This is a genomic window from Methylosinus sp. R-45379 (assembly GCF_001644125.1).
Taxonomy (GTDB): domain Bacteria; phylum Pseudomonadota; class Alphaproteobacteria; order Rhizobiales; family Beijerinckiaceae; genus Methylosinus.
Genome location: NZ_LUUM01000200.1, coordinates 1 through 1,302, shown reverse-complemented (window position 1 = coordinate 1,302; position 1,302 = coordinate 1). Strand labels below are relative to the sequence as shown.

General features: G+C 66.3%; 1 protein-coding gene. It reads right to left on the bottom strand.

From position 1 onward, the window contains the following. On the bottom strand, nucleotides 1-1,302 hold a 1,302-nt coding region (locus A1351_RS08340), incomplete at both ends, for an ATP-binding protein (protein ID WP_064032748.1).

The window sequence follows — 1,302 nt, the reverse complement described above, 5'->3', positions numbered from 1 at the left end:
CGGCGCGCCCTCGCCATCCTCGGCCAGAGCAATGCTTCCGCCATGCGCTTGGAGCATGGCGCGCACGATGGCGAGACCCATGCCAGTGCCGCCGCTGTCGCGCCGCGTCGTGAAGAAACTGTCGAAGACCTTGTCGCGGTTGGCGCGCGAAATGCCCGAACCGTTGTCCCGAACCGCGATACGCAGGTCCTCGCCCTGCACCGCGGCCGCGATCGTCAATTGCGTAGCGCCATGGCGCGCGGCATTGTCGGCGAGATGCGAGATGATGATGCGCGCGCTTTCCGCCGAAATCCGGATCGCGCGGTCGAGATCGCCATTCGCCTCTATGCCCAGAGTTTCGAAGCCCGATCGTAAATCGACGACGGCGTCGGCCGCCGTCGTCGATCCCGAGGTCGGCGTGGCTTCCGCCCGGGCGAGCTCGCGCAGCCTCTGCACCACCGCCGTCAATCGGCCCGCATCCGAGATGATATTGTCGAGAAAGCGGCGCCGATCCTCTGTGCTCATCCTTTGGGCGGATGGATCGAGATCGTCGCGCAGCAGCTCCGCCGCGCCCTGTATCGACGTCAATGGCGATTTCAGCTCGTGCGAAACATGGGCGGCGAAGGTCGCGATGAAGTCCGACCGATTTTGGAGATTGGCGGCCATGTCGAGAAAGCTCTGCGACAATTGCGCAATTTCCATCGCTCCGTGATGGGCGAGCGGCCACAGCGCGCTACGATCGCCGCGACCGATGGCTGCTGTTCGGCGCATGAGCTCGCGCATCGGCCGCGTGATCGTACGCTGGAACACGAAGCCGATCAGCAGAGCGAGACCCGCAATGGTCAGACCCGCGAGCGCCACCTTGCCGCGCTCGTCGTAGAAATTCTTGAAAATATTACTCGGCGTGCGCGAGGCGTAGACGACGCCGGCGACGCGGCCGCGCAGGACGATAGGCATGGCGGTGAAGACGCGCACGGCCGTCCCGCGGCTCCAGGAATAGAGCGGCGGCGGCTCGTGCTTCGAAATCCGCGAGCGCATGACGCTGCGAAACCGCCCCTCGAGGGCCTCGGCGACCTCCTCGACATGCGCGAGCGATAGGCCGATCTCCTCGCGGCCGGCGATCACGACGCCTTTGGGATCGAGCAGTCGAAAGCCGGCCAGCGTGACCTGCTGGATTTCGACGAGGTCGGGCGCGAGGCGCGCGCCGAGCGCGACGAAGCTCGGATCGGCCAGCGCTGCGGCGGGCCGCGCCTCGGGTCTTCGTCCCAGCATGTCGTCAGTGGTCAGATCGAGCGTCGGCAGGATCGGCGCATAGGGCTCCGC